Annotated in this window: 13 protein-coding genes; 2 read left to right on the forward strand and 11 right to left on the reverse strand. The window is 54.5% G+C overall.

Features of this window, described 5'->3' with window-relative positions:
* Positions 1-207: 207 nt before the first annotated feature.
* Positions 208-2412 (reverse strand): ankyrin repeat domain-containing protein, encoded by a 2205-nt coding sequence (locus tag ACIQAL_RS10030; RefSeq protein WP_401144891.1) that lies wholly within the window; start codon positions 2410-2412, stop codon positions 208-210.
* 48 nt (positions 2413-2460) lie between these two features.
* Positions 2461-2616, reverse strand: a complete 156-nt coding sequence (locus tag ACIQAL_RS10035) for a hypothetical protein (protein WP_401144893.1) — start codon at positions 2614-2616, stop codon at positions 2461-2463.
* A 273-nt stretch (positions 2617-2889) separates the two neighbouring features.
* Here ACIQAL_RS10035 and ACIQAL_RS10040 point away from each other — a divergent pair, with 273 nt between their 5' ends.
* Together ACIQAL_RS10040 and ACIQAL_RS10045 are read left to right on the forward strand one after the other, a co-directional pair.
* Positions 2890-3915: a hypothetical protein gene (locus tag ACIQAL_RS10040; RefSeq protein WP_401144895.1), complete on the forward strand. Its 1026-nt coding sequence runs from the start codon at positions 2890-2892 to the stop codon at positions 3913-3915.
* Positions 3916-4055: 140 nt separating this feature from the next.
* A complete protein-coding gene (locus tag ACIQAL_RS10045) occupies positions 4056-5258 on the forward strand; it encodes a hypothetical protein (RefSeq protein ID WP_401144897.1) in 1203 nt (400 codons plus the stop codon).
* 391 nt (positions 5259-5649) lie between these two features.
* Here ACIQAL_RS10045 and ACIQAL_RS10050 read toward each other — a convergent pair whose 3' ends face one another.
* The 9 genes from ACIQAL_RS10050 to ACIQAL_RS10090 form a co-directional block, all read right to left on the reverse strand.
* Positions 5650-6258, reverse strand: coding sequence for a hypothetical protein (locus ACIQAL_RS10050; RefSeq protein WP_401144899.1), 609 nt, complete (start codon positions 6256-6258; stop codon positions 5650-5652).
* Positions 6248-7240 carry a hypothetical protein gene (locus tag ACIQAL_RS10055; protein WP_401144901.1) on the reverse strand — a complete coding sequence of 331 codons (993 nt, stop codon included), beginning with the start codon at positions 7238-7240 and terminating at the stop codon, positions 6248-6250. Before ACIQAL_RS10055 ends, ACIQAL_RS10050 begins: the two co-directional genes overlap by 11 nt.
* A 53-nt stretch (positions 7241-7293) precedes the next feature.
* A complete protein-coding gene (locus ACIQAL_RS10060; protein ID WP_401144903.1) occupies positions 7294-8004 on the reverse strand; it encodes a SprT family zinc-dependent metalloprotease in 711 nt (236 codons plus the stop codon).
* A gap of 13 nt (positions 8005-8017) precedes the next feature.
* Positions 8018-11302, reverse strand: coding sequence for a type I restriction endonuclease subunit R (locus ACIQAL_RS10065; RefSeq protein ID WP_401144905.1), 3285 nt, complete (start codon positions 11300-11302; stop codon positions 8018-8020).
* Between the two features lie 3 nt (positions 11303-11305).
* Entirely contained in the window at positions 11306-12190 is an 885-nt protein-coding gene (locus ACIQAL_RS10070; RefSeq protein WP_401144907.1) for an OST-HTH/LOTUS domain-containing protein, read from the reverse strand.
* A gap of 10 nt (positions 12191-12200) precedes the next feature.
* Positions 12201-13502, reverse strand: coding sequence for a restriction endonuclease subunit S (locus ACIQAL_RS10075; RefSeq protein WP_401144909.1), 1302 nt, complete (start codon positions 13500-13502; stop codon positions 12201-12203).
* Positions 13499-15109: an N-6 DNA methylase gene (locus ACIQAL_RS10080; RefSeq protein ID WP_401144911.1), complete on the reverse strand. Its 1611-nt coding sequence runs from the start codon at positions 15107-15109 to the stop codon at positions 13499-13501. The genes ACIQAL_RS10075 and ACIQAL_RS10080 overlap by 4 nt, the downstream gene beginning before the upstream one ends.
* Positions 15110-15548: 439 nt before the next feature.
* Complete coding sequence (locus ACIQAL_RS10085; protein ID WP_341962976.1) at positions 15549-16796, reverse strand: ribonucleotide-diphosphate reductase subunit beta; 1248 nt, start codon at positions 16794-16796, stop codon at positions 15549-15551.
* A gap of 284 nt (positions 16797-17080) precedes the next feature.
* Positions 17081-19996: a ribonucleoside-diphosphate reductase subunit alpha gene (locus tag ACIQAL_RS10090; protein WP_401144913.1), complete on the reverse strand. Its 2916-nt coding sequence runs from the start codon at positions 19994-19996 to the stop codon at positions 17081-17083.
* Positions 19997-20635: the final 639 nt, after the last annotated feature.

Genomic DNA, 20635 nt, shown 5'->3' on the forward strand with positions numbered 1-20635 from the left:
TTGCTACTCATCAGCCTGCGCGTAATTTGCAGTTATGGTCATTTGCCTCTCTCATTGAAGTCGCGTCTGGCGTGGCTCCTTTCGGGGGTAGGTCACCAGCGCCCCTGGTCGACCGGAAGGCGCCCCGTTGGTCGAGGCCACGTTCGACCACTAGCCTGAGTTGGCAGGGGGAGGGCTGTCTGCACATGATGTTTTAAAGTAGGGCCGCTAGTAGTTTGTGTCCGGCCCCAACCTTTGGGTTAGGTATTGCACAATTTCTCGTCTGCTATGGCTTACCGCTACCCATAACGCATCATAAGTCTGCAAGGGACTACTGCCGGGCATAAGGGTCAGTGCTGCGTCACCGCCATGGCCTAGCAGGAGTTCAAACAGAGCTAGATCCCCAACTTCTGCGGCGAATAGTGTTGGGGTCCACTCGGCTAAATGCTCCGGTTGAACTCGGTAGCGACGGTTGGGGTTGGCACCGTGCTTGAGTAGGACTTCGATGACTTGGCGTCTGTCTTCCAAGGGGCGTGAATAGTATTCCTTAGTGGCTTGGAAGAGGTTTCGGTAACGAGGGTTCTTCATCATGCTGAGCATGGAAAGACGGCGGCTAGGTAGATCAACGTCCACTGCGACACCTTCTTTGGCGTCATACGCATCACCGCAAGTCTTGCCGTTGACGTAAAGTTCTTGCTCGATAGCGAATGCTGTTTCTGGTCGTTTGCTGGGGTGGAATAGTGCCATTGCGTAGCACAGCGCCGAGGCTTGATATCCGCAGGAGTTTTCAGTCTGGGCACCCAGTTGCAGTAGTTGTTCGACGGCGGCAGCGTCAGCCATTTCTATGGCCCATTTCATCGGAGTTTCTTTTTTTGTGGAGGCGGGGCGGTTTACCGTTTCGACGTTCAGTCCCGCGCTGAGCAAGTGATACATGATTGCGGGATCTTTCTGGTCGCAGGCCCGGCGCATTGCATAACTGATCGGCCCTTCACCTGACTCCGGGATATAGTCGTTTGGGTCTCCACCGTGTTCCAAGAGAGCCTGCACGTCAACCAGTGTGCCCATCATGACAGCCTGCATAAGCGGTGTTCGTCGTGTGCGCCCAGCGGCGTATTTAACTTTTCGGTTTGGAGCCTCAAGAGCTTCGCTTGTGACGCGAAAGGGGCTGTCCAGAACCACCATTTCCATGACTGGTGGCACGCGATCATTTGCTTTTAATGGTTGGAAACGATGCTCAAAGGCCAAGGCGAGGCTCCGGCGTTGTTGCTCATCAAATGGGCGTTTTGGCCAGTGGTTGAGGCCTAGTAAAAAAGTCTTGTCCCAGAAGTGTTTTGCAACACGCTGCTCGCCAGCACCGACAGCGAAAAGCAGTGCCTCTGTGAGCAGTGCCTTCTGATTGGCTCCTTTTCGCCACCAAGCCTGCTCGACTGCTCGCAGGTATAGCGTTATGGCTTCACTGTGAGGACGAGTAAAAGCAGCCAGTCGCGCATCCAGCCAGTCATGCTGGTATTGGAGCTGCGCTTGCTCGTGTTCTGTGCCTTGCCTGATTAGCTGTTGCAGCTGTTGAAGGTTTAGTTGGATGGTTTCCGCATGCGCTGTTGTTGACGCAAATAACTCTTCGATTTCAATGATGAGCGGTATGGCCTTTTTACGAATACCGTGAAAAGCCCACTGCATTTGGCGTTGAGCAAAGCGGTTGATGACATCGTCAAGCGATGGGGGGGAATGCGGGAGCGATTGGCTGACGGCTACTCGCAAACCGATAGGGATGTTTTGCAGGGCAATCGCCACGATCAGCCAACCTGTACTAAGCTCGATTTTCCGTTCCGGCAGAGCACCATCTGCACACACTTCCAGTTTCTCTCGGAACGGCCAGAAACTTTTCTTGATTGGCTTGCCTTGCAGCCACCGTTGCAAGCTACGCATTTCAACGCTGAGGCATGGCTCCAGACGTTCTACCAGGGTTGCCTGCTCAATTGCCAACTGTGCAGAGAACCATTCAACCCAAGTATGGAAGGGGCGCGCGAGCAGTTCATTTAGAGGCGGTCCTGGCATCCTATGCTGAGCCGACTGAAGAAGGCCCTTGCACAACGGCAGTTGAATCGTCTCGCGGTAAAGGTCTTGGCCTTCATCATCAGCCCAAGACATTTCATCAATGTTTTGTACAAGGAGTTGTATGGTTGCGCGGGTGTGACGCCAAGCTGCGTCCAACCACTGATGCCAAGAGGGGCCACACTCTGCGTGCACGGTTTTAAGTAATTCCTGCTCAATCTCGGCGATCAACTCCGCGGTGGATTCAGGACGGGCCTCGATAGCCGCATCGTCTAGGTCTTTATCCATGCCGCGCTCGCTCAATAGCGGACGCAATCCTGCATCGGTTAAGACGTTGCGAAGCAATTGTCCGAGTTTGAGCAGAGGACCTCTGGAATGCATCGGGTGTCCCTAGTGAAGAGGCGGGGCAGATGCCCCGCGTTTTCCTTATCAGCGTTTGTTCTTTTCAGCCGCGCGAGTCGCCCGCGCTGTGAAACTATCCTTTGATACCCGGCCGCCATTACCCTTTGCTTCGCTGGAATGGATTCGGGCCGCAGCTTCGGTAGTCATCGGTGTGGGCGAGGTTGCCTGGGATTTCTGGGTCATGATTGTTCTCCTGATTATGTGCCTTGAGCGGCACTGAGGAGATCATCCCCTCTAGCTCCACATAGCGCACGACAGGCTACCGAGAACATTTACGAATTTTCCGAGTGATAGTCTTCAGGGGCTAGCGGAGCGAGTGTACTTGCTAACACTAGTCAGTGTGATGCCATAATAATGGCATGTTTGCCGCCTGAGATGTTGACTCGGTGGACAAGCTTTATTCATATATCTCGCCATCATTGTCGCCGCAGATAAAGGCGCTAAGGATTAGCCCCAATGCTTTATGAGCTGACTGTGCCCGCCCTAGTGGACAGTCGTCGAGTCCCTATCGAGCGCCCGGATGCCTTGGGGATTAGCGAAAAGCACATTGAGGAGTTCTTAGCTTCTCACCTTGTCGAGTTGATTCCCGAAGAGCAGCTCATGTTGCTGGCTCAAGAGCGGCAGTTCCAGGAAGAGGCCGATATTCTGGCACTAGACCGTAAAGGTACTCTTTTCATTTTCGAGCTGAAACGGTGGCAGTCGAGCGCGGAGAATCTGCTTCAGGTCATGCGCTACGGTCAGAAATTCGGTCGTTACACCTACGTTCAGCTAGAGGCGATGGTGCAAGCGCAGCAGCGATTGCAGGGCGCTTTGAATGCTCGTCACCAAGAGTACTTTGGGCTTGAAACGCCGCTGAAAGAGCAGGAGTTCAACCAAGACCAGCGCTTCGTTGTGGTAACCAATGGTGTGGATCGCGACACTTTGGAAGCTATCCAGTATTGGTCGAAGAAGGGTGTTCATATCGACAGCCTGACCTACAAGCTGTACCGAGTAGGCGGCAAACCGTTCATTCAGTTCGACACTTACAACCCCGAACTGGATCTGATAATGGAGGCCAACCCTGGTGTCTTCATCGTTAACACCAACCGCACCTACATGGACGATGCATGGCGTGAAATGCTCGGCGATGGCAAGAAAGGTAAGGCAGCAGCCTACTATTCACGCAAGAACGCGGTGCAGCGCATAGGCAAAGGGTCAACTGTTTTTCTGTATCACACGGGCGTTGGAGTGATCGCTAAGGGCAAGGCTATCGGGGGTGTCCAGATCACTGATTACCGGGGAGATGCGGACGCGCAGTTCTTTGTTCCGCTTCAATTCGAGTGGTCGCTACCGGATCCGGATAGTTGGTCGGCTTATGCACCAAAAGCATACGAGATCAATGCCTCGACTGGAGCTGGTAACCGTTTTCGTCCGACCGTCTTCAACGCCTCTGAAGCGATGCGGGATGCTATCCAGGACGTGTGGATGGCGCGCAAAGGCTGAGTCCATGTTCGACAAGCCCCTTTGTTCAAGCGGGGTCGTGCAGCGGACCTTTAGTGTAGATGAAAGGGTTGAGGGCGCTCTCTGAGTAGGGAGAGGGCAGCGACAGATTTGTGGTTATTCAACGTAGGGAAGAAGTACGCATGGACGTCACCATGATTCAGCATCCCGTCGGACAAGGCGGGATGTTCAGCGGTCAACTTCAGGCTGGAAACGCGACCCTGCGCTGGGTCTATGACTGCGGCTCCAACCAGCAGGATCGCCTCAGCGAAGAGATTCTCGGTGTCGCGGCTCAGGGGCCAATTGACCTACTGTTTCTCTCCCACTTGGACAGTGACCATGTCAACGGCGTAGATCGGTTGCTTGCGGCAACTACGGTCGCTGAAGTGGTGCTTCCTTATCTAAATGCAGCTGACTACGCCGTTGCCATAATCCGTGATCTGGCGAAAGGAGGCCTATCCGGAACCTTTCTGGAGTTTGTAGTCGATCCTGCGAAATGGCTAATTAGGCGTGGTGTTGGCACGGTCAGTTTTGTGCGGACGGTGGATGATGACCGACCGTTGGGCGAATGGCGTCTACCCGACCCCGTACGGGAGAGACCTCAGGCGGGTGAAGTTGGTGGCATAAGCATCAAATGGCCTTCGTCAGCGGTGAAGCAGCGATCTGTGAGAAATGGGACCGTTCAGGATGTTGCCGCAGGGGCTGCGGTTAGCATTGACGTGAACGGAGTGCCGCTCGACTGGTTGTTGGCCCCCTATGCCCATAAACCTTCTAAGCAACGAATGCAGGCTTTCATCGGGACGCTCAAAGCTCAATTCGGAGGGCGCATGACCCGTTCAGCGATTGTGCGCCACGCGCGTGATGAAAAAGGTCGTGCCCGGCTGAACGAGTGCTACAGAGCGTTGTGGGTCGGTACCAACAGTATCTCAATGTCGCTCTATGCGGGCCCCCAACAGCGACCGATGATCACCCGCCTTCAGCTTCCGTTCAGCCTACTCAGAAGACCCCACACAAGATCACAACTAGAGATTGGTTGGCTAGCTACTGGCGACGCTGAGCTTGCATACCAAGGAAGACTGTTGGCTTTATTGAATCACTTTGGTGCGTTGCGGGACCGGGTGGGAGTGCTTGTATTGCCGCACCACGGCTCTAAGCGAAATTTCTCACAGAGGCTCATACGGGGCTTGCCCAACCTGCATGCATGCGTCGCTGCTGCTGGGCCAAATTCTTATGAACATCCGCACCCGTCGGTATACGAGCACGTGATATCCGCGTTGGGGGGACATGCCTGGCACCACGTTAGCGAGCAACGCGATAGCGGATTTGGATTGCGTGCGTCGCTGTGAGCAGTTTTGCAACGCTAGTTTTGCGCGACACGCCTTAGTGCTGCGGCCACAGCTAAAGCGAGGTTGTTCCGGCTGTTTGGAATTGGCGGGCTGCGTGTAATTGGACGTTATGGTCAATCACACCCCACGGCTGACCCAGGGTCGGTGACCGCTCGGCTAGAGCTGGTCTCCAGACTATGCCCCTACGCTATACCAGAGCCCTGGGTATTGGCTTGATGCGAGAGCAGGGGCGCCATGAAAAGAGCCATCGAGCAGGGGACGTTGCAGGCGCTAGTGAGGCCGAGCCTCGCTGAGAAATTGCTTTATAGGGACGAATGTCTAGAACCAATAAATCAACTTATAAATATGCCACTGATCCTAGATAGAAAGGCCGGATTAAATTTTGACAAGCTTACGAAGAGGCCTTCCAGCGGATAGCAGTCATCACCGAATGATATACATTGTAAATAAATGATTTCAGTTGCATTAACAAGAAGTACATCCCCCCGTATAGCGCCACATACGAAAAGCCAAGTAACCACTCAATAATCTCATGCGATATCGGAGAAATATTAACCAAATAATGGATAACTCCTCCCTTGATCGCAAAGATTAAAGTAAAAACACAAAAAACAGCATAGGCCATGTAGTAAATAAATACCCTCATAAAAATAAAGAAATTATACTTTAAAAATGATAGCCCACTTTTTTGCTCCCTGTGTTGAGACATAGCAACTAACATATCTGGCTGACTGATAGTGGCAAATATTGTAAAGCCCGCTAATAGAAATCCTAGAACTGTTGTTGTGATCCCAACTGCAATGACAGAAAACTCACGAACCATCTTCAACTTTTCTGTGATAGAAATATCTAGCAGGCAGTATTGAATAGCCACCATCACAACCACGATGATGGTGCTCCAGAAATTAAAGGAGTTAAAAGGGATTCTCCGAGATTTTTTATATATCTCAAGAAGTGACTTTTCCTCTAAAAGAGCTTTAGGTGAGAGATCAGAGTTCATCCAAATCATCCCTATATGCTTTCAGTTTCTCAAGTACTTTTTGCCCTGGCGCATTTACCCTAACCAGCCCTTCACCGACAAGATCATTAAATGTCGCTAATAGTTTTGCTGCCATTTTAGACGGCAACTTAGTTGCAAAAGCTATTTTCTGCCTGATCTGAAAGTTCTCATTATCTCCTAGCAGCTTATTTCCAGCATCATCCACCCCAGCTAACTTTACATGCTGAGTGCCTTGCGCTGTCGCCGCTTGTACCTCCTCGATAACGCTATCTTTGTTTAATCCATCTGTACTCTTGTGAACGACTTGAGTTTTTTGACTACCGACACTGTCTTTTTGCTTTTGAACAGCATCAAAAAACGCCTCATTGTCTTGTTCATCATTACGATTAGAAAAGACATAAGTAACAGACCGAAGAACATCGTACTGCTTAATAAACTCTTCAATACCCTTGGCTGATGTCAGCGGAATAATCTCCAAGCTCGGTGGGAAATTTTCGGCGAGGATACTTTTCTTTGTAACTTTCTCTCCCTCGGCACGCCTCTGCTCATATGCATCATCCACAAATTCCTTATGCTTTATTTTCAGAAAACTCTCTACAGTAGACTTAAAGTTCTCCAAGCTCGGCGCAAACTTAGTCTCTTTCACATACAAGAGCCTATGGACATCGAGAATTAGAACAAAAACACTTGAAGGAGATGATTTCAACTCATCTGCTTCAGCCAATAGGCCTTTACCTTCCTCGTAGACCTGTTCCCTCTCTAAAACCATGTTCTTAATTATCCTTCCTGCAAGGAGAACACGACCGTCGACCGTAACCAGCTTTACCTTTTCAAAGAAATAAGATGTCTGGCCATATTTCCTACTCAGGCCTTTATCAGAAAAAGCAGGAAGGACAATTTCCTCGAAATAATCTATTAAGTTTGCATCGCCAAACTTACAGACAAAATTCCCCATCTCAAGTGGAAGCTCACGCTTTGCCATAGATCCGTCTACTCTCTTAAATATATTTATTGGATTCTTACCATAATTTTCCACTATACAGTGGCACCAAAAGCAGCCCGCTCCAACACCTGATGCTGCCTCTGCCAATCCGGCATATGGCTGGCCACCAGCGCCCAGAATGCTTTGGTGTGGTTCTTTTCCACGGTATGGCACAGCTCATGAACGATTATATAGTCCTGGACGCTGGCCGGTAGCTCCATCATCCGAGGATGAAACTCCAAGGTGTTGCTCGCATCGCAGCTGGCCCAGCGGCTTTGGAAGTGGCGGATTCGAGCACCATTGGCTTGAAGCCCGGTTTCTCGCTGCCAGTGACGGACTCGTACCAACAACTTCTCATGAGCACGATCCCGGTAGAACCGCTCAAGCAACGGCATCAGCACGTCGGGTAGGATGCTTGCTGCATCCGGGTTATCCACGATGAAGCGTGATGCTGTGAAGTTGAGTCGAGGTCTCAGGATGTCCGGCGTATGCCGTACCTCGGTGAAGTACGTACGCCCGGCATAGCGCAGGCGACTGCCCGTCACGATGGGTTCGCTGGCAAGGGGCTGATTCACCTGTGCCAGTTTTTCACGAATCCAGCGCGCACGGCGGAGCACCAAAGCTTCTTGCTCGGGCTCATCCACTAGCGGCCCACGCAAAAGCACGGGGCGACCCCGTTCCACGGTCACGTAGTGGCGCTTGAGTTTGCTATCGGGCTGGAAGTACCACTCGATAGTTGTTTTACCGTAATTCAAGACTGGCATGGGTAACGCCGCGTTAGTTTTTCAGCAAAATATCGAAGATTCGCTTGGCGTGATCACGCGCCACTGAGCGCTCCCACCCCGCCAGAGGCATCAAGACTCCGCGCAAGTGGTCTCTAAAATCAGGGTGCGTATCCGGCATTTTTTTCCAGTTTTCAGTCGCCAGTGCACGGCTCAGCATTTCATCTTCAAACAGCTTGGTCGTTGCCACTCTTGCCGTGCCCTCAGCCAGTTGGGCGGCAAGGTAGTGGTACACCGCCGAGTGCGCTGGCTTATTAAAACCGGTGTTGTCCTTGTCCTGAATACGCTGGCTGAACAGCTCCAGCTGCTCTAGGAACTTGGCCTGAGTAATGCGACCCGCCTTTTCCTCTTCCAGCAGCTTTTCCAGTTCCTCGGCGATCTTGTCGAAGAATGCTGGATCCTTGTCCTTGCCGGTGACGATGGTTTGCTTGAGCTGGTTTTTCATCACTAGGGCGCGACTGCCGGGGCTCGCCAGTTTCTTTAAACGCTCCATATCATTGGCATCCAGAATCGACACCTCATGACCCAGCAGGCTCTTCGCCGGGCTGGCCGCGATGTACTCATCAAGCAGCTGTTGCAGCAGCGCGGACTCCAGTTTGGTGATGCGTTCCTTGTAGGTACTTCCGGGAAGCTTGTCGCGCAGCATCAGGCGAATCTCACCTAGCAGGGTGAAATAGGGCTTGAACGGTACGCCGCGAACATCCGGCAGGATGATGTCCACTGAGCGGTTGAACTGCTTCACCAGGTCGAGGAACTCTTCGACCATATCCAGTCGGGTGGCAGGATCAAGGAAGCGCTCGGTGTCGTCTTTGTAGGCCTCGCGCTGCGCTATCGGGTCATGCTTTTTCGGCAGTAACTTGAGGATTCGGTCGAGCGTGGCTTGCAGCTTGGGCAGTTCGGTTTCAACACCTTCCCAAACCTGCGAAGGCTTCACGTCGCCGCCGTAAATTTTCAGCGCGTGATCAAGGTTATCAACCACCCCTTGGTAATCCACGATGTAACCGGCATTTTTGCCGGGCAGCGTGCGGTTCACCCGTGCGATAGCCTGCAACAGGGTGTGTTCTTTTAACGGCTTATCGAGGTACATGGTGCCAACAATCGGGGCATCCCAACCGGTCAGGAGCATGTCAGAAACGATGATCAGCCCGACGTTGTTCGCCTGCGGTTTGCCATCCAGCCCCTTAGCCTCTTCCCCGTAGGGCAGGGGAAACAGTTTGCTGACAAAGTTGCCGATCTGCTCGGAAGGCATGGCCACTGGGGTATTTCCGGCTTTCACTTCGGCCTTGACCCGTTCCTCAATGCTTTGGATCTTGTCGAGGTCGACCTCATACTCTGCCGCCTCTTCCATGGCAGAGGCGCCCGTACGGGAAGAGGTGATGCTGGCCAGAGAAATAACCACCTTGCTGTCAAAAGTGGGCAGCCCTTCGTTCACCCGTTTGGCCATGATCGCATCGAGCAGATCCTTGTAGCGCACCGCCATGTCGCGGCCATCGCACACCAGCATGGCCTTCAAACCTTTGGCCTTTACGCTGCTGAGGAAATGCTCAACCAGATGCTCGGCGACCTGCTCCATGCGGTCACCGGCCTGACGCCAACGGCGTAACAGCTGACGCTTCAACTCGTGCTGACGAACTTCATTCTGATCGGCGAACTGCTCTTTGAACGCGGCATCCAGATCAGAATTGGCTGAGAGGGCCACCCAGGCATCCTGGTACTTGATTGGCAAGGTTGCGCCATCCGCCACTGCCTCATGCAGGCGGTATTCGTCGATGTACTCGCCACCGCCAAACTCGCCCAGCGTGTGTTTGTCCTCTTGCAGCAGCGGGGTACCGGTGAAGGCGATGAACTTGGCGTTGGGCAAACTGGCGCGCATAAAGGCCGCGAGAAAGTCGTACTGGCTGCGGTGAGCTTCATCGACGAGCACATAGAAGTTGGGCTTGGTGCTCAGCACTCGGAAGTGCACCTTCTCCCGGCTGGTTTCTTCCCACTTGGCATTGATCGGAGCATCTTTCTCATCCACCACCAAGTGGTGGACATTGCGCTCATGCACGATGAAGAAGTCCTTCTCCACACGAATCCGCCGGTGGCGGGTGGCTTGCAGGGCATCATCTTCTTCGTCAGGCGTCTCAGCGGCCTGCTCACTGGGCTGGTCGTTCTCCTGGAACTTCTGCACGGTGCTCGTGAACACGCTGCCGTAGTCGTTGGACAGCATCTTCAGCAGGCCATCGACCGACACGGCCTGAATGGCATTGATGCCTACTGAGTGGAAAGTATCGAAAATCTGCTTATCGAGGTCTTTACGGTCGGTCAGCACCAGCACAGTAGGATTGTTCAACCCCGTGCTATCGGCCCGTAGCATGCGAGCGAGCAGGGCCATGGTTAGTGACTTACCGCTGCCCTGAGTGTGCCAAACGACGCCGCCCGAAGGTTTCGGTGCGCGCAGGCGCTCCACCGTTTTGCGCACGGCCCGCCATTGTTGATAACGCGGCAGCTTCTTTACAGTCTTGCCGTCGCGGGTTTCGAACAGCACAAAATGGGTGATCAGTTGCAGGAAGCGGCTCGGCTCAAACAATGCCCATAGGAGACTGTCCTGCTCACTGGGCGCTTCTCCTAACAGGGCGGTAACAGCGGTAGTCTCCAGCGCCTGCAACCGATAGCGGGCGTAATAGGCAGGCTTGGTCAGGATCGCGCCATACAGCCCTTCACGCCGATTAAGCCCTACACAGACCTGGTTGAATACAAACTGGGTAGGGAAGGTGCTTTGATAGCCATCCAACTGGCCCAAAGCTTCGTCCAAGCGGTGATGGCTGGCTTTGCATTCGATGATGGCGAGCGGCAAGCCATTCACAAACAACAACAGGTCAGGGCGGAAAACATCCCCAAACGCATTGCGTCCCACGTACTGATCGACCACATGGAAGTCGTTGTTGCTGGCATCACTGGCATCGAAGAAACGCACGCTGCGCGGCTTACCCTCGACATCCCTCACCTGAATATCCGAACGGTGAACCACCTGTTCCCAGAACGCCTTGTTGGCAGGCAACAGCTCATCATTGACGCGCTTACGCAGCTCGATCAACGCTGCGCTGATACCACCGGGGGCGCTCGCCAGCCATGGGTTGAGGATGAGCAACCGAGCCTGCAACACATCATCCAGTACCGGAGCCAGATGACGATGCTCCACCTGTACCTGGGTACCAGGCAGATGGGTGTAGCCCAGCTTGATCAGCCAGTTGATAGCGGGCAGCTCGACCCCGACTTTCTCTGGTGACTGACTCATTGCTTACTCCTGTTCCTTGGAGGTTTCCCTCGGACGACTGCGATACCAAACCACCGTAGCGGCTTTATCGGCTTGGCTTTGCTTACGAATTTCAAACTGCTGCGATTCATGGATGACATGACGCCAGCTTCCGCAGCCATAGCGCTTGGGCGTCTGCTCGGGGTAGGTCTTGGCTATCCAGTGAATGGCTTCCAAAAGGGGTGTCCACCCTGCCTGAGCCAGCTTGGTTTCCGCTTCACGTAAGCAGTTGGTTATACCGTTGCTAGCCCAGTGTACGGTGCCATCCGGCCCAATACCGTTGATAGCGAAATCCCTGTACTCCGGGGTCTCCATAAAGGACACCATGAGCTGTCGAGCCTCATCCATGGATTTAGCCCAGTCGCGCAGCGTCAGGTAATGGCCGTCGACAGTTTCGTAACTTTCATCGAGATATGTCTCCGCAGCTATGCAGCCATCCAAGCCCCAAAGGTCGAAGCGCTGAAGAAAGTGGTGTACCAACTCATTACGCAGGTCGACCAGCTCCTTGAGCGCAGCCGTTGTCTCGGCGTAGCGCTCCTCGGGTAACTCCAGCTGGCATCGGAAGCTGATCCATATCTGATCGATAGGCTCTGTCTGCTCTGACTCATCTGCTAAGTCCGGAAGCTTCAGATAATTCTCGGTCAGCATCCCCACCAAGAAGCCCAGAGTCTTCTTATGGGCAAAGGCAACCTTTTCGTCGCGAATCGTTTGAAGCTGTTCCGGAGGGCCACTCAACTCGCTATGGGCAACCATGGCTTTGAGCAACCGTTCGTACTGCTGCAACTGCAACATGCAGCGCCCGAGCTTGCGCTGCACGGTGCGCTGAAGGTCAGGCACAGGATCCGAGGTCATGGTGATGATTTCGTCCATGAAAAAAGAGTCAGGCTATGCAGCTAGGACTATCGAGCTTGACCCGCCACTCGCCGGTTAGCAGTTTTTGCATCAGGCCGCGTTTAAGCGTTTGATATTGGGTTTGCCGAGATACAAGCACTTCAAGCTTGTCATCAAGAGCGGTGAGAACCTCCGCGATGCGATGCTGCTCTGTCAAGCTAGGTAATGCGAGCAAGAACGGCTTTAGCACCTGCAAGTTGATATTTTTTTGTGCGTTCTGCGTTGATTTAGAGTCGAAGTAGTCTTTGTTATTCGCTAGTTGATAGTAAAGCCAAATGTTATCGCACTCATCCGAGTTAGCTTTGATGCCGACAAGGCTATCTGGGCAAGTCATTGGGATTTTGGCGATAGCCACATCACCAATATTTGCTGCGATAGTGATCAAAATAGTGCCTGCCGGAAAGCGCTTGCTGACCGCTAATCCATCAGCATTCAAGAATTGGGACGCGTTTTCTATGTATCTAGGTACGGATGCAATATCGCCAGTTTGAACAAATGGAATATCTCCATTCTCAAAATATTTTGGGTCATTTCGCGGGCGCGCAGAGAATTTTCCTCGCTCCACAGTCGCAACGCTTTCGAGAGTACGAACCTTCCAGCCCACGGGGATATCCCCCAGCTCACTGTCCTTAAGCTCGGTATGCGGTATCCAGCTACCATTGACATTTTCCGTGCCCACACCCCGTCTAAACAGGGTTTTCATCAGGCCCATTTTGAGGGACTGTGTGGTTTCAATCTGGCGGGCAATTACGTCCAGCTTGGCGTCAACAGCTGTGAGGATCGTGGAAATTTTTTGCTGTTCGGGTAGTGGTGGGAGTGGCAGCTGAAAGTTTGACAACTGATCGTAATAGATTCTCACCCGAACACTGCCGTCGCCAGTAGCGCCAACATAGCTTTTCCACAGACCTGAATACCGAACATGGTCGAGGTAGTTCGGTAACACGCGCTCAGGATCAGTCTGAAAAACAACATAGTCAGGACTGACCATTACACGGCGATCAGCAGTGTTCCGAGCGATAGATCCGATATTCAAACGCATAGGGTTGTATGCAAATGCGTTTGGAGCAACGAGTTTACAGCGGTCGGTGGAGTCACCTTTCACCCGCTCCCTCATCGGAACAAGGCCGTGAGACTTAAGAACCCCGCAAAGTAGCTTGTCATCCAGCTGGCCGTTATTCCGTGATCGACACTCCCTGGTAACTTCGGCTAGCGAAACGACCAGCCAAGAGGAATAGTTATCCTTAGAAGCGGTAGCCTGCTGCTGATGGCCAGACTTACCCCCCAGTTTCATACCTCAACCTCCAACAGCCCCAGCGCGGCCAGATAGCCGTTCAGCCGCGCATCAATCTGTGCCTCCTCCTTAGAAAGTGCCGCCAGTTGCTCTAAAGTGGCGGCCACATCCACGACTTCTTCGGTCTCACCGTTGTTGATATAGCGGGAAATATTGAGATTACTGTCGTTGCTGCGGACTTCTTCCAGTGTCACTACCCGGCAATAGTTTTCGACCTCAGCTTGCTGCTCAAATGCCGCCTTGTGGGTGCTCACAAGGCGCGTGATGTCTTCAGCGCGCAGACTGTTCTGCGCTTTCCCTTCGAGGTAGTCGCGGCTGCCATCGATGATGATGACCTTACCCTTCAGCGCAACGGGTTTCTGCTTGTTCAAGATCAAAACGCAAGCCGGGATACCGGTGTTGTAGAACAGGGCAGACGGGAGGCCGACGATTGCCTCTATCAGATCGCCGGGCTGATTACCATTGGCCGCATCTGTACCGAACAGAAGCCCCTCGCGAATCTTGCCTTCCTCACCGCTGCGGAATAGCACGCCATGGGGCAGGATAACCCCCATGCGGCCATCGGCCTTGAGGCTGGCCAACATATGCTGAGCAAAGGCGAGGTCGGCATAACTCCGTGGTGGGACGCCATAGACCAAGCGACCATAAGGGTCACTGACCTGCTTGTAGTTGGGAGCCTTGGGCTTCTTGCCACTGTCTTGCTCGTTCTCGTTGCTCCACTCCAACGGTGCCCACCAGGATTTTGCCGAGAACGGCGGATTGGCAATCACCCGGTCGAAGGTCTTCAGGTAATCGCCGTCTAGGTGCTTGGGCTCGACCAGCGTATCGCCGCGTTCAATCTCGGCATGCATGTTATGCAGGTATAGATTGAGCTTAGCGATGGCCCAGGTGCCGAGGTTCTTTTCCTGGCCGTACAGCAGAACATTAGGCTTGCCCATCAAGGTGCCATTGGACAAGTTGGACACATGGTGGGCGCTCTCCACCAGCATGCCGCCACTCCCGCAGGTGGGGTCATACACACTGTGGCCGGGCTGCGGGTCAATTAGCTCAACTACCAATTGCACCACGGCCTTGGGCGTATAGAACTCGCCACCTTTTTTACCTGCATCATCGGCAAACTGCTTGATCAGATACTCGTAGGCATCGCCTAGCATGTCGGCCTTGTACAGGTCGTCATTGCCCAGCTTGTACTGGTTAAAGTGTCGCAGCAGACGCTGCAAGGTGGCATCCGACAGCACCCGCTTATCGCCATACTGCGTAGCGGTCAGCACGTGTTGCAGTTCAGGGTTGTTGGCCTCAATGGTCGCGAATGCCTTGTCGAGGGCTTCACCGATATTCTCGGTACGCGAGATCAGATCGAACCAGCGGGCACTGATCGGAAACTTGCCCCATTTGTCCTCAATCTCATCCTGGGCATCGCCAAAGCTCAGGCCCTCGTCCTTCCTCAGCTTGGCAACGCGCTCTTCGAACACATCGTTGTAACGTTTGAGGAAAAGCAGGCCGAAGATGTAGTTTTTGAAGTCCGAGGAGTCGATGGAACCACGCAAAATGTTGGCGGATTCCCAGAGCCAGGACTCCAGCGCTTCGAGTGACAGCTTGTCAGCCATGGGTAAATCAGTCCCTATACAAAGCACGACGCCCAGTATCTGGCGATTGCTGCCATGACTCCTGAGCGCATCAAAAAAATATGGGGTCTATTCTACAAGTCGACGCCACTTTAAGCCCGAAAATTCAAATCCCCCTAAATGACAAAATCCCGGCAGACCTTTCAGTCAACCGGGATGTTTCCTAGAAAGCGACAGTACCTCGCCCACGCGGCATGCTTCAAAGCTGCTCGGGCTCCGTTCTGTTCGATGAACACTCGGGAGGGTCTCACTGAGTCGCCCATCAGGCGAGGTGCAGACCTCCAAAACCAAACGTGCAAACCCTTGCATTCCCACCATGGTAAGACAAAAAGGGCTGCCAGTTGGCAACCCTTTTCGTAGCACCCGTCTCATTTTTGATGAGACGGGTTCAGGTTTTGATGCGACTCCACGCAGGATCAAATCAATCCCAGCTCAACGCCCCACCCGTCTGATACTCAATCACTCGCGTCTCAAAGAAGTTCTTCTCTTTCTTCAAGTCCATGATCTCGCTCATCCAAGGGAACGGGTTGGTCGTTCCTGGATACTCCTCCTTCAACCCGATCTGGCTCAAACGACGGTTAGCGATGAACTTCAGATAGTCCTCCATCATCGCCGCATTCATACCCAGTACCCCACGAGGCATGGTGTCGCGGGCGTATTCGATTTCCAGCTGGGTGCCTTGCAGGATCATTTGCGAGGCTTCTTCCTTCAGTTCGGCGTCCCACAGGTGTGGGTTTTCGATTTTGATCTGGTTGATCACGTCGATGCCGAAGTTCAGGTGCATGGACTCGTCGCGCAGGATGTACTGGAACTGTTCTGCGACGCCGGTCATTTTGTTGCGGCGGCCCATGGAGAGGATCTGGGTGAAGCCGCAGTAGAAGAAGATGCCTTCCAGAACGCAGTAGTAGGCGATCAGGTTGCGCAGCAGTTCTTTGTCGGTCTCGACGGTGCCGGTGTTGAATTCCGGGTCGGAGATGGCGCGGGTGTATTTGAGGCCCCAGGCGGCTTTTTTCGCGACTGACGGGATCTCGTGGTACATGTTGAAGATCTCGCCTTCGTCCATGCCCAGGGATTCGATGCAGTACTGGTAGGCGTGGGTGTGGATCGCTTCCTCGAAGGCCTGGCGCAGGATGTACTGGCGGCATTCAGGGTTGGTGATGAGGCGATACACGGCCAGCGCGAGGTTGTTGGCAACCAGGGAGTCGGCGGTGGAGAAGAAGCCGAGGTTGCGCATGACGATGCGGCGTTCGTCGTCGGTCAGGCCTTCCGGGTTACGCCATACGGCGATGTCGGCGGTCATGTTGACTTCTTGCGGCATCCAGTGGTTTGCGCAGCCGTCAAGGTATTTCTGCCAGGCCCAGTCGTACTTGAAAGGCACGAGTTGGTTGAGGTCGGCGCGGCAGTTGATCATGCGCTTTTCGTCGACAGCAACGCGGGCGGCGGAGCCTTCGAGTTCAGCCAGACCCTCGGCGATGTCGAGTTTGTCCAGCGCGGCTTTGGCGCGGGCGATGGCAGCGGAGTCGTTGGCACTGACGGCGCGTGCGTCGCGAGCGGCAGCACCACCGGCGCTGTCGAGTTTGTCCATGGCAGCTTCCGAAGCGTGGCCAGCGTTGGCGCCTTTGGCGGGTTCAGCGGCGTCTTCTTTGTCGAATTCGTCCCAGCTCAGCATGACGATGAGTCTCCTGCGTGAGGGTCAGTGGTAATGACTGACCTGATGGATCTTGAGTGTTGGTTGCGTATCAGGCGTTGCACGCAAAGAACATGAAGTCTTGGGGACTGAGCCCCTGATTTTGCTTTTTTTACTGGCGCTGCATGAAGAGCGCGAGTCTGAGCGAGTGACCGCCAGGCGCCGAGTTTTTTGGACCCCGGAGCGTACGTCAGTACGTGAGGAGGCCGAAAAACTCGGCAACAACGCGGACGCCGCTCAGAAACGTGCGGCGTCCAGCGTGTTTATTACTGGCAAGCCTCGCAATCCGGCTCGTCAATGGCACAGGCCTTTGGCACTGGCGCCGGGCCGGCTGCCGGGGCTGCTTCGGCTGGACGTGGGGCGGTGATCGCCGAGTCGTCCGGGCCGTGGCCGCCGCTGGAAACGGCGTTCAGCTTGCCGGTGTTGATGGTCGATTTCTCGGTGCTGGTCGCGGCCAGGGCACGGAGGTAGTAGGTGGTTTTCAGACCACGGTACCAGGCCATGCGATAGGTCACGTCCAGCTTCTTGCCCGATGCGCCAGCGATGTACAGGTTCAGGGACTGAGCCTGGTCGATCCACTTCTGACGACGGCTTGCCGCGTCGACGATCCACTTGGTGTCCACTTCGAAGGCGGTCGCGTAGAGGTCTTTGAGCTCTTGCGGGATGCGCTCGATCTGTTGAACCGAACCGTCGTAGTACTTCAGGTCGTTGATCATGACCGAGTCCCACAGGTCGCGGGCTTTCAGGTCGCGAACCAGGTACGGGTTGATCACGGTGAATTCGCCCGAGAGGTTCGATTTCACGTACAGGTTCTGGTAGGTCGGTTCGATCGACTGCGAAACGCCAGTAATGTTGGCGATGGTCGCGGTCGGTGCGATGGCCATGATGTTCGAGTTACGAATGCCTTTCTGAACGCGGGCACGGACTGGCGCCCAGTCCAGTGTTTCGTTCAGGTCGACGTCGATGTACTTCTGGCCACGGGCTTCGATCAGGATCTGTTGCGAATCCAGCGGCAGCACGCCTTTGGACCACAGGGAACCCTGGAATGTCTCGTAGGCACCGCGCTCGTCCGCCAGATCACAGGAAGCCTGGATCGCGTAGTAGCTGACGGCTTCCATCGAGCGGTCGGCGAACTCGACAGCAGCGTCCGAACCGTAAGCGATGTGCTGCAGGTACAGCGTGTCCTGGAAGCCCATAATGCCCAGGCCAACCGGACGGTGGCGCAGGTTCGAGTTACGGGCTTGCGGCACGGAGTAGTAGTTGATGTCGATCACGTTATCGAGCATGCGAACGGCAACGTCGATGGTGCGCTTGAGCTTTTCGCTGTCCAGCTTGCCGTTGACGATGTGGTTCGGCAGGTTGATCGAGCCCAGGTTGCAGACCGCGATCTCATCCTTGTTGGTGTTCAGGGTGATCTCGGTGCACAGGTTCGAGCTGTGGACCACGCCGACGTGCTGCTGTGGCGAACGCAGGTTGCACGGGTCCTTGAAGGTCAGCCACGGGTGGCCGGTTTCGAACAGCATGGACAGCATTTTGCGCCACAGGTCTTTGGCCTGGATGGTCTTGAACAGCTTGACCTTGCCTGGGTATTCGGTCAGCGCTTCGTAGTACTCGTAGCGCTCTTCGAAGGCTTTACCGGTCAGGTCGTGCAGGTCCGGGACTTCGGAAGGCGAGAACAGGGTCCATTTGCCGTCGTCGAAGACGCGCTTCATGAACAGGTCAGGAATCCAGTTGGCGGTGTTCATGTCGTGGGTACGACGACGATCATCACCGGTGTTCTTGCGCAGCTCGATGAACTCTTCGATGTCCATGTGCCAGGTTTCCAGGTAGGCACAGACAGCGCCCTTGCGCTTGCCACCCTGGTTCACGGCCACAGCGGTGTCGTTCACGACTTTCAGGAACGGCACGACGCCCTGGGATTTGCCGTTGGTGCCCTTGATGTACGAGCCCAGCGCGCGGACCGGGGTCCAGTCGTTGCCCAGACCGCCTGCGAATTTGGACAGCATGGCGTTGTCGTGGATGGCGTGGTAAATGCCCGACAGGTCATCCGGAACGGTGGTCAGGTAGCAGCTCGACAGCTGTGGACGCAGGGTGCCGGCGTTGAACAGCGTCGGGGTCGACGCCATGTAGTCGAAGGACGACAGCAGATTGTAGAACTCGATGGCGCGGTCTTCACGGGCTTTCTCTTCGATTGCCAGGCCCATGGCCACGCGCATGAAGAAGATCTGCGGCAGTTCGAAACGCACGCCATCCTTGTGGATGAAGTAACGGTCGTAGAGGGTCTGCAGGCCCAGGTAGGTAAATTGCTGGTCGCGCTCGTGGTTGATCGCCTTGCCCAGTTTCTCCAGGTCGAATTCGGCCAGCACAGGGTTCAGCAGTTCGAACTCGATACCTTTTGCGACGTAAGCCGGCAGGGCCTTGGCGTACAGGTCGATCATTTCGTGGTGAGTGGCGCTTTCGGCGACACCCAGGAAGCCCAGGCCTTCGGCACGCAGGGTGTCCATCAGCAGGCGGGCGGTCACGAACGAGTAGTTCGGCTCGCGCTCGACGAGGGTACGCGCGGTCATCACCAGTGCGGTGTTGACGTCGGTCAGCGCTACACCGTCGTAGAGGTTTTTCAGGGTTTCGTTCTGGATCAGGTTGGCGTCGACTTCAGCCAGGCCTTCACACGCTTCGGTGACGATGGTGTTCAGGCGGCCCATGTCCAGCGGCACCAGGCTGCCGTCTTTGGCAGTGATGCGGATCGACGGGTGAGCCTGAACCGGGGCTTCGCCGCCACGACCAGCACGCTCTTTGGAGCGGTCGTTACGGTAGATCACGTAGTCGCGAGCCACTTTTTGCTCGCCAGCGCGCATCAGCGCCAGTTCTACCTGATCCTGGATTTCTTCGATGTGGATGGTGCCGCCCGAAGGCATGCGACGCTTGAAGGTCGCGGTGACTTGTTCGGTCAGGCGGGCAACGGTGTCGTGGATACGCGAAGACGCGGCGGCGGTGCCACCTTCAACTGCGAGGAACGCTTTGGTGATGGCAACGGTGATCTTGTCATCGGTGTACGCAACGACAGTGCCGTTACGCTTGATCACACGCAGCTGACCCGGTGCGGTCGCGGACAGGTCCTGCTGGGTCGCACCTGTCTGCGGCGCGATGGCCGGCGAGTTCTCGCGAGTTGTGTCTGTTTGCATGGGTGTCTCCACGTTCTCTAATGTTTATTGGGCATGAATCACATGCCCACCGTTCCGTCTTGAAGCAGTTGACCGACAAACGTCGACCCAATGACTTCATAACGAATGGGAAGGCTGAAGGAGCGCCGACCCTGGCTTTGAAGTCCGAAAAGGGTGCGGCTCTACGGCTCGTCACCCGGAAAATCTGAAGCAGAATGCTGGTTTAATGTTGCAACACTTGTACCGTAACGCGCAGATCATGAAGCCTGGTGTCTGCCATTCGCGTGTGAGCGGTCAGGCGGTGAAACGGGGATAATTCAACCCATCGGGCGCGAGAAAAATGCTTGAAATCTCTCGGTCACTTGTGTTTGGTTTTTTCAGTGAAACCCTACATGTAGGGTCTCGATCAGCGACGGGGTACAAGATAATGCGTTTCGGACACTAATTGCAACGCATGACCTGTGGATAAAGCTGTGTGTAATTTGTGTGGGATATGGGGAAATCCCGCGTAGGCCGCGTAGCCACTGGGATGGGCCGTCGATCACCGTTTTTTCGCGAGTAAAAAGAATTCTACGGGTTGTGCGCGAGTGCAAATTCTGTCTCGGGCGTCGGGGTGAACAGAGATGCGTTGCAGGTGGTCTTGCATGTCGCGTGTCATGT

The organism is Pseudomonas sp. NPDC088368, assembly GCF_044753445.1.
Classification (GTDB): Bacteria; Pseudomonadota; Gammaproteobacteria; order Pseudomonadales; family Pseudomonadaceae; genus Aquipseudomonas; species Aquipseudomonas bambusae.